The sequence below is a fragment of the Streptomyces sp. genome, assembly GCF_031181705.1.
GTDB lineage: Bacteria > Actinomycetota > Actinomycetes > Streptomycetales > Streptomycetaceae > Streptomyces.
This window is the reverse complement of the sequence record NZ_JAPSKN010000042.1, coordinates 28815-37195: the sequence shown is the minus strand read 5'-3', so window position 1 is coordinate 37195 and position 8381 is coordinate 28815. Positions and strand designations below refer to the sequence as shown.

At 73.1% G+C, this 8381-nt stretch carries 6 protein-coding genes; 4 read left to right on the top strand and 2 right to left on the bottom strand.

Translation table 11 applies throughout. The features are described 5' to 3' along the window. Nucleotides 1-48: 48 nt before the first annotated feature. Nucleotides 49-1074: a lactonase family protein gene (locus RIN80_RS11500; RefSeq protein ID WP_309095450.1), complete on the bottom strand. Its 1026-nt coding sequence runs from the start codon at nt 1072-1074 to the stop codon at nt 49-51. A 333-nt stretch (nt 1075-1407) separates the two neighbouring features. Next, a complete protein-coding gene (locus RIN80_RS11495; RefSeq protein WP_309095449.1) occupies nt 1408-2898 on the bottom strand; it encodes an FUSC family protein in 1491 nt (496 codons plus the stop codon). Between the two features lie 215 nt (nt 2899-3113). On the opposite strand from RIN80_RS11495, the gene RIN80_RS11490 reads away from it, so the two are divergent. From RIN80_RS11490 to RIN80_RS11475, 4 genes are all read left to right on the top strand, one after another. Further along, nucleotides 3114-3590, top strand: a complete 477-nt coding sequence (locus tag RIN80_RS11490) for an Lrp/AsnC family transcriptional regulator (RefSeq protein ID WP_309095448.1) — start codon at nt 3114-3116, stop codon at nt 3588-3590. Nucleotides 3591-3609: 19 nt separating this feature from the next. After that, nucleotides 3610-4305, top strand: a complete 696-nt coding sequence (locus RIN80_RS11485) for an HAD family phosphatase (RefSeq protein ID WP_309095447.1) — start codon at nt 3610-3612, stop codon at nt 4303-4305. A gap of 145 nt (nt 4306-4450) precedes the next feature. After that, entirely contained in the window at nt 4451-7273 is a 2823-nt protein-coding gene (locus RIN80_RS11480) for a beta-L-arabinofuranosidase domain-containing protein (RefSeq protein ID WP_309095446.1), read from the top strand. 143 nt (nt 7274-7416) lie between these two features. Further along, nucleotides 7417-8181 (top strand): DUF4142 domain-containing protein, encoded by a 765-nt coding sequence (locus RIN80_RS11475; protein WP_309095445.1) that lies wholly within the window; start codon nt 7417-7419, stop codon nt 8179-8181. Nucleotides 8182-8381: the final 200 nt, after the last annotated feature.

The following is an 8381-nucleotide window of genomic DNA, read 5'->3' as shown; positions in this document are numbered from 1 at the left end:
GCCGGTTCTGCCGGCCGGTTCTTCAGCTGCTTCTGCCGTCCGGTTCCGTCAGCCGAGGATCACGCAGGAAGCCGCCGGCACCTCGATCGAGCCGCCCCGGCGCGGGATCCCGGTGGCCGGGTCGACGGCGAACCAGGTCACGTCGCCCGAGCGTTCGTTCGCGACGTACAGGAAGCCGCCGGCCGACGTGAGGGCGCGGGGCCAGTGGCCGCCGCAGGGGACCGTGGTGACGAGCCGCAGCTCCTCGCCCTCGACCGCGAGTACGGACAGCACGTCCTCACCGCGTGTGGCGGTCCACACGAAGCGGCCGTCGGCCGAGACGGCGATGCCCGAGGGGTAGGCGTCGCCCGCCGGGGCGCCGGGCAGTACCGGCGTCTCGCTCAGCGGAGTCAGGGCGCCCTCGGCCGCGTCCCAGCGGGCGGCGGTGACGGAGGGGCTGAGTTCGTTGACGACGTAGGCGCGTGTGCCGTCGGGGTGGAAGGCCAGGTGACGCGGCCCCGAGCCGGGCCGCAGCGCGGTCTCCCGGTGCAGCGCGAGGGCGCCGTCCGTCAGGGTGCACACCCGCACCGAGTCGGTGCCCAGGTCGACGCTGACGGCCCAGCGGCCGCTCGGGTCGGATTGCACCTGGTGGGCGTGCGGGCCCTGCTGACGCGGAGTGCAGGGGCCCGCGCCGGTGTGCCGGAGGACACCGGAGGCGGTCCGGGAGAGGGTTCCGTCGGGGCGGAGGGGGACCGCGGTGACACTGCCGGAGCCGTAGTTGGCGGTGAGGACGTGCCCGTCGAACAGGCCGAGGTGTGTGGGCCCGCTGCCGTCGACCGGCACGGGCGGACCGGCCGGTTCCGGCCGCTCCCCGTCCACGCGGTACGCGGCCACCGCGCCACGGGCCGTCTCACTGACCGCGTACAGGGTCCGGCCGTCGGGCGAGAGGGCCAGGTACGAGGGGTCCGGGACGTGGTCGAAGGCGGTCAGCACGGTCAGCGCGCCGGTGGTGTCGACCCGTGCGGTCACGATGCCGGGGCCGCCGGCCGCCGTGAACGACCCGATGAACGCCCGCTGCCGACCGCCGTCCGCCACCGCTGACCCCTCTCGCCCGTGTGCCGTGCCGTCCCGGTGGACGCGCAGCCGATCATGCGCGGTCTAGACCAACGGGTCAAGGGCGCGGGTCCGATCGGCGCAGGGACCACCGAGCGGCTCACGGACCGACCGCGGCTCCCTGACACCCACACGGCCGGGGCCCTGGCCGGCAGCGCCCTCGGCGACGCCCAGGACCCTCCGGACCGGCCGGCGGAGCGCAATCCGCCTCACGCACCACCCCGGGCCCGGGTGACGGCCAGCCGCCCACGACCCGCCCCATGCACTCGGGCGACACCCAGGACCCTCGGACCTGCCGACGGAGCGCAATCCGCCTCACGCACCCACCAGCGGCGACCCCGGCGGCGTGCGCAGGGGTCGGGCGAGTTCGGCCAGGGCCCGTTCCAGGCCGTGCATGTGTGCCAGGGCCGGTTCCGTGACGGACGGCCCGTCCGCGTGGACGGCGATGTCCCGGCCCTCGGTGAGGGCCTCGACCGCGGCCTCCACCCGGCGGCAGGCCGTGGCCAGGCGGGTGTCGTGCGAGGCCTCCGGGTCGGCGGCCACGGCGACCAGGCCGCGGATCTCGCGGGCGCACACGTCGAGGAGGTCCAGGACGTGCCGGGCCCGGCGCTTGCGGCCGACCATCGGGTTCAGCGGGTGCACCAGCGGGGCGACCGAGAGCCGCACCCGGGCCAGGAGCTGCTCCAGCTCGGCCACGCGCGGGGCCGGATCGGCGTCCGGCGCGCCGGCCAGCCGCCGGGCGGTCTCGACGGCGCAGGCATGCACGCAGCGCAGGGCCCGCCGGATCCAGGCGTCGGTGACGCTGTGTGTCGTTACGGGCAGGATGAGGACGACGGCCAGCGCGGCACCGAGCGCCCCGACGCCGGTCTCGGCGAGCCGCAGCGCGAGCAGGCCCGGACTCAGCACGCCGAGGAGGCCGTAGAGCAGCCCGGCCAGCAGGGTCACCCAGAGCATCATCCAGGTGTAGGACACGGCCGCCGTGTAGAAGATGCCGAAGACGCAGAGCGCGGCGAGGGCGGCCGTGACGGCCGGGTCGCCGTGCACGGGCAGGGCGACGACCAGACCGAGGGCGATGCCGATGACCGTGCCGAGCAGCCTGCGGAAACCGCGGACCAGCGTCTCGCCGCGCGAGGTGGTGTTGACGAAGATCCACCACGTGGCGCCGACGGCCCAGTACCAGCGCTGGCCGGACAGCAGCTGGCCGACGACGAGGGCGAAGCCCGCTCCCGCGGTCGCCTGGATCGCCTGGCGGGTGGTCACCCGGGCCAGACCGGTGCCGCCCGGCGGGGCGGGCACGACGGGCGGGGGCAGGCGGCGCTCGTAGCACCACAGACCGAACCGCACCGCCGCGGCGGCCAGGACGGACAGCAGGACCGCGGCGTACAGCTCGGGCAGCTGGCCGGTGGTGGCGTGCAGGAACTGCGCCACGAAGAAGGTCATGAACGCGAAGACGCCGAGGCTGTGCCCGCGCGGACCCCAGCGGCGTGCGTACACGCCGGCGCCGACCACGGCGAGGAAGGTGAGGTCGCGGGCCACGGGGTGGTCGTGGAGCGTGGCCGCCGCCGTGAGCACGGGCAGGCCGACGGCAGGGAGCAGGGCGGTGGTGACCGCCTGGCCGCGGACGGTGGCGTCGGTGACGGTGAACAGGGCGAGCAGGGCGGCGAGCCCGCCGGTGACGGCCCCCGTGAGGGAGTGCCCGGCGAGGCCGCAGACGGCGACCGCGAGCGAGATGCCGAGCACGGCGCGCGTGGCGAACCGCAACCGCGTCCGCCCCGGATCCGGAGCCCAGAACACCCTCTTCAGCACCGCTTACCGCCTCCTTCGCGCAGGGACAGGAATGAGCATGAAAAAGGCGCCGCGGGGTCCGCAGCGCCATCGACGCCTCCATATCAGCACCTCGGGCGCCACTGGCTCAACAGGCTCCTTCTAGACTGGGCCATTGGCACAGCGGGAACGGCAGGGGCAGGGCCGTCGTAGTGCCAACGGACCGCTGTGGGGACCAACGGACGAGGAGGCGCGGCATGCCCGTGGACGAGCTCGACACCCGCATCCTGCGACTGCTGCTGGAGCAGCCGCGCACGAGCGTGCGCGAGTACGCCCGGCTCCTCGGCGTCGCCCGGGGCACGCTGCAGGCCCGGCTCGACCGGCTGGAGCGCGACGGCGTGATCACCGGTACGGCGCCGGCCCTCTCCCCCGCCGCGCTCGGGCACCCGGTGCTCGCGTTCGTGCACATCGAGGTCACGCAGGGGTATCTCGACGAGGTGGGTGACGCGCTGGCCGCGGTGCCGGAGATCGTCGAGGCGTTCTCGATCACGGGCGGCGGCGATCTGCTGGCCCGGGTCGTGGCGCGGGACAACGCGCATCTGGAGGACGTCGTCCAGAAGCTGATCAGCATGCCGGGGGTGGTGCGCACCCGCACCGAGGTCGCGCTGCGCGAGCGGGTGCCCCACCGGATGCTGCCGCTGGTGGAGTCGATCGGGCGGTCGGCCCGCCGATGATCTTTGAGAGCATGACGGCATGAGCAAGCTCCGCGGAATATCAGTCATCTTCGATCTCGATGGAACACTCGTGGACAGCGAGCCCCACTACTTCGAGGCGGGCCGGCAGACCCTCGCCGCGTACGGCGTCCCGGACTTCACCTGGGCGGACCACGAGCGGTACGTCGGCATCAGCACCCAGGAGACGGTCGCGGACTGGAAGGACCGCTACGGGCTGTCCGCCACCGTGGACGAACTGCTCGCCGCGAAGAACCGCCGCTACCTGGAGCTGGCCCGCGGCGCCTCCCGTGCCTACCCGCAGATGCGGGCGTTCGTCGAACTGCTGGCGGCCGAGGGCGTCCCCATGGCCGTGGCCTCGGGCTCGTCCCCGGAGGCGATCGCGGCGGTGCTCGGCGGAACCGGACTGGACGCGCATCTGCACACCGTCGTCTCCGCCGACGAGGTCGCGCGCGGCAAGCCGGCCCCCGACGTCTTCCTGGAGGCGGCCCGCCGGCTGGGCGCCTCCCCGGCCGACTGCGTCGTACTGGAGGACGCCGCCCCGGGCGCCGCCGCCGCACACGCCGCGGGGATGCGGTGCATCGCGATCCCCTACGTCCCGGCTCAGGCGGACGCACCGGAGTTCGCCACCGCTGGTCTGCTGCTGCGGGGCGGGCAGGCGGAGTTCACGGCCCGGTCCGCCTACGACTGGCTCGTGCGCTCAGCCGGCCCTTCCTGAACTCGCGACCCCAGAACTCTCGCCACCGCCAGCCTTCCCGGGGAACTCCTCTCTCCCGAACCGTTGACGCTCCCCCGTCCCCTCCCTAGGGTCTGGTCGACCATCCGTACGGCGTTCGAGATATCGACACACCGGAGGAGCACCCATGGCGCCGCCCGTCTCCCGACGATCCCTTCTCCAGGCCGCGACCCTCGCCGCGGCCGTACCCGCCCTCTCCCGGACGACGGCGGGGCGGGCCGCTGCCGCCGCAGCCGTCACCGCGGCCACCGCCGGTGTCCCCGCGGCCTGGACCGTCCGGCCCTTCGGGCTGGAGGACGTGAGCCTGGGCACGGGCGTCTTCGCCGAGAAGCGGAAGCTGATGCTGGATCACGCGCGTGGCTACGACGTGAACCGGCTGCTGCAGGTGTTCCGCGCCAACGCCGGTCTGGCCGCGGGCGGCGCGGTCGCCCCGGGCGGCTGGGAAGGCCTGGACGGCGAGGCCAACGGCAACCTGCGCGGCCATTACACCGGCCACTTCCTGACGATGCTGGCGCAGGCGTACCGCAGCACCGGCGAGAGGGTGTTCGCCGACCGGATCGACACCATGGTCGGCGCGCTGACCGAGGTGCGCGCGGCGCTGCGGCGGGATCCGGCGGTGCTGAGCGTCGAGGGGAGGTTCGGGACCGCCGCGGATCAGGTGCGGGGCTCCTACCAGTACGTCGACCTGCCGGCCGCCGTGCTCGGCGGAGCAACGGCGATCACCCTCTCCGTCTGGGTGCGGCCCACGCACGACGCCGCCTGGGCCCGGGTGTTCGACTTCGGCGACGACTCCACCCGTTACCTGTACCTGGCCGCCCGCGACCAGACGGGAGTGCCCCGGTTCGCCATCACCACGTCGGGCGCCGGCGGCGAGCAGGCACTCAACGGCACGGCACCGCTGCCGCTGCACCGGTGGAGCCACCTGGCGGTCACCCTCGCGGGCGGCACCGGCACCCTCCACGTCAACGGCACCGAAGTCGCGCGGAACACCGCCATGACCCTCACTCCGGCGGCCCTCGGCACACTCCGGAACAACTGGCTCGGCCGCTCGAACTACGCCGCCGACCCGGTCTTCGCGGGCGCGTTCGAGGAGTTCAACGTCTTCTCGCGGGCGCTGACCGCCGCCGAGATCACCGAGTTGCGGAACAGCCGGGCCGCCGACGCCTCGACGGGCCGGGGCGACCTGGTCTCGTACGCCTTCGACGAAACGTCCGGCGGGACCTTCGCGGACGCCTCCGGCCGGGGCCTTGCCGCCACCCTGCGCCGCACCTGGGGCGGGCCCAGCCACCCCGGGTTCCTCGCGGCGTACCCGGAGACGCAGTTCATCGATCTGGAGTCGCGGACCACTTCGGACTACACCAAGGTGTGGGCGCCGTACTACACCGCGCACAAGATCCTGCGGGGCCTGCTCGACGCGTACACCGCCACGGACGACGACCGGGCACTCGACCTCGCGTCCGGCATGTGCGACTGGATGCACGCGCGGCTGTCGAAGCTGCCGGAGGCCACGCTCCAGCGCATGTGGGGCATCTTCTCCAGCGGCGAGTTCGGCGGCGTCGTCGAGGCGGTCTGCGATCTGCACGCCCTCACCGGCAAGGCCGAACACCTCGCGCTGGCCCGGCTGTTCGACCTGGACCGGCTGATCGACGCGTGCGCCGCGAACACCGACGTCCTCGACGGACTGCACGCCAACCAGCACATCCCGATCTTCACCGGCTACGTGCGGCTGTACGACGAGACCGGCGAGGAGCGCTACCTGACCTCGGCGAGGAACTTCTGGGACATGGTCGTCCCGCACCGGATGTACGGCATCGGCGGCACCAGTGCGCAGGAGTTCTGGAAGGCCCGGGACGTGATCGCCGGCACGATCGGCGCGACCACGGCCGAGACGTGCTGCGCGTACAACATGCTCAAGCTGAGCCGGACCCTGTTCTTCCACGAACAGGACCCGAAGTACATGGACTACTACGAGCGGGCCCTGTTCAACCAGGTGCTCGGTTCGAAGCAGGACAAGCCCGACGCGGAGAAGCCGCTCGTCACCTACTTCATCGGGCTGACCCCCGGTCATGTGCGCGACTACACGCCCAAGCAGGGGACGACCTGCTGCGAGGGCACCGGCATGGAGAGCGCCACGAAGTACCAGGACTCGGTGTACTTCGCGAAGGCCGACGGCAGCGCCCTCTACGTCAACCTGTACAGCGCCTCCCAGCTGACCTGGGCGGAGAAGGGCGTCACCGTCACGCAGACCACCCGGTTCCCATCTGAGCAGGGCAGCACGCTGACCTTCGGGGGCGGCCGGGCGTCGTTCGCACTGCGGCTGCGGGTGCCGGCGTGGGTGGCCGCCGGCTTCCGGGTGACCGTCAACGGACGTGCTGTACCGGGTACTTGGCGGCCGGGGAGCTACTTCGAGGTGTCCCGGACATGGCGGGCCGGTGACACCGTGCGCATCGCCATGCCCTTCCGGACGCGGGTGGAGAAGGCCCTCGACGACCCTTCCCTGCAGACGCTGTTCCACGGCCCCGTCAACCTGGTGGCCCGCGACCCCGCCACGGAGTATCTGCGGGTCGGCCTGTACGGCGACGCGGGGCTCTCCGGCGATCTGGCCGCCTCCCTGCGGCCGGTGCCGGGCAAGCCGCTCCACTTCACCCTGGGCGGCAGGGAGTGGGCGCCGTTCTCCGAGGGGACGGAGGATCCCACCCACGCCTACTTCCGGCGCGCGGAGCCGGACGTGGTGTTCGGCGGGCGGGACTCGGGGGTCGCCAACCCGGTGAGATCCGACGGCGCGACGCTTTTGGACGAGATCTGGGCCGGGGCGCCGTTCCGGTCCAAGGGGGCGCTGGTGGCGCGGGTGCGGTCCACGGTGGACGCGTGGGTGGCGGCCGGGCTGCTGAGCAGGGCGGACGGCGACCGGGTCGTGCGGACGGCGGCCGCGGCCTCCTACCCGGCCTGAGCGCCGGACCCGGGATCCGGTGCCGCGCGCCGTGCGGCACCGGGTCGCGGACGTCACACCAACTTTTTCGCGGCGGGAGTGATTGTTTCGCTCCTGGCGTCCGTACCTCTGGGTGTTGGGCCGTTCATATCCCAGGAGGCACGATGCGCATCTCGCGCAGCACGGCAGGTACCGCGTTCGTGGGCGGTGCGTTGATCCTTACGCTCTCCGCGCTCGCCTACCCCAGCATGCTGGGCGTGCAGAACGCGGCTTCCGGTCAGGACCGCATCATCGCCAACACCCAATGGGGTCCGCTGACCGAGGCCGACCGGGACTTCGTCGTCCGTGTGCGGGCGGCCGGACTGTGGGAGTACCCGCTCGGGCAGATGGCGATGACGAAGGGCACGACACCGGCGATGAAGGAAGTCGCCAAGCACCTGCTGGTGGGACACGGCCGCCTCGACGCGTCGTGCCGCAGGCTCGGCACGGACCTGGGCATCACCCTGCCGAACGAGCCGTCCCCGCAGCAGCAGCAGTTCGTGGCCACGGCGGAAGGCGCCACGGGCAAGGAGTTCGACTCCACGGCGGTGACCATCATGCGCGTCGCGCACGGGAGCATCTTCCCGACCGTCGCCAAGATCCGGGCGACCACCCGGAACAGCCTCGTGCGGGAACTCGCCGACCAGACCAACGACACCGTGCTCGACCACATCTCGATCCTGGAGAAGACCGGCCTGGTCAATCACGAGCAGGTGGCCTTCCAGATCACCGCACCGGCGAAACTGCCGCAGGACCAGACGACGCCCCCGCCGCCGCAGGCGGGCGCGCCGGTCCGGGTGCTGCCGGTCCCCGAGGACCTGAAGGACTTCCAGACGGTCGCCCCCAACCCGTCCTTCGCCCAGCCGCAACCGTCACCGACGGTGGGCTGACGACAGCGGCCAGCTCAGGGTGGTGGGGGTGGTCCCCGGGGGGGAGCCGGGGGACCCGGGGCGAGAGCTTGGGGTGCCGGTTCCCCCAGGGCGAGGCGCCCCGGCCCGCCTCGAACCCGGGCGGCCCCCTCCTGCCCGCCGGCGGCCTCTTCAGCGGGCGAACGCGCGAAGCCCGAGGGGCGCCGGGCCCGAGCAGGCGC